The sequence below is a fragment of the Streptococcus sp. WM07 genome, assembly GCF_004570525.1.
In the GTDB taxonomy this organism is placed as follows: Bacteria; Bacillota; Bacilli; order Lactobacillales; family Streptococcaceae; genus Streptococcus.
In genome coordinates, this window is sequence record NZ_SPPZ01000153.1 from 1 (window position 1) to 534 (window position 534).

The 534-nt window shown below is 50.0% G+C and carries 5 tRNA genes; all 5 read right to left on the bottom strand.

Annotated features, from left to right (window positions below):
- Nucleotides 1-36: 36 nt before the first annotated feature.
- A tRNA-Ser gene (locus tag E4T71_RS08810) sits at nucleotides 37-126 on the bottom strand.
- 12 nt (nucleotides 127-138) lie between these two features.
- Nucleotides 139-210: transfer RNA gene (locus tag E4T71_RS08815), tRNA-Glu, on the bottom strand.
- Nucleotides 211-220: 10 nt separating this feature from the next.
- Nucleotides 221-294: transfer RNA gene (locus tag E4T71_RS08820), tRNA-Ile, on the bottom strand.
- A 39-nt stretch (nucleotides 295-333) separates the two neighbouring features.
- Nucleotides 334-404, bottom strand: a tRNA-Gly gene (locus E4T71_RS08825).
- Between the two features lie 5 nt (nucleotides 405-409).
- Nucleotides 410-482, bottom strand: a tRNA-Val gene (locus E4T71_RS08830).
- Nucleotides 483-534 lie beyond the last annotated feature (52 nt).

A 534-nucleotide genomic window follows, 5' to 3' on the forward strand; every position in this document is an offset into this window, starting at 1 on the left:
CTACCTAGCTGCTCCATCCCGCGCTATTGAAAAGAAAGGAGGATGTGGGATTCGAACCCACGCACGCTTTTACACGCCTGACGGTTTTCAAGACCGTTCCCTTCAGCCGGACTTGGGTAATCCTCCAAAAATTATAAATAGTCCGTACGGGATTCGAACCCGTGTTACCGCCGTGAAAAGGCGGTGTCTTAACCCCTTGACCAACGGACCATATTATAAATGGGCACGAGTGGACTCGAACCACCGACCTCACGCTTATCAGGCGTGCGCTCTAACCACCTGAGCTACGCGCCCAAGTTTAAAACTTGGTATGGTAATTGAACTTTCGTTCAAAGCGGGTGACGAGAATCGAACTCGCGACAACAGCTTGGAAGGCTGTAGTTTTACCACTAAACTACACCCGCTTATATGGGAGTTAACGGGATCGAACCGCTGACCCTCTGCTTGTAAGGCAGATGCTCTCCCAGCTGAGCTAAACTCCCATAAGAAAACCGAAGTTTTCTATTCGCTAAGCGACTACCCTATCTCACAGGG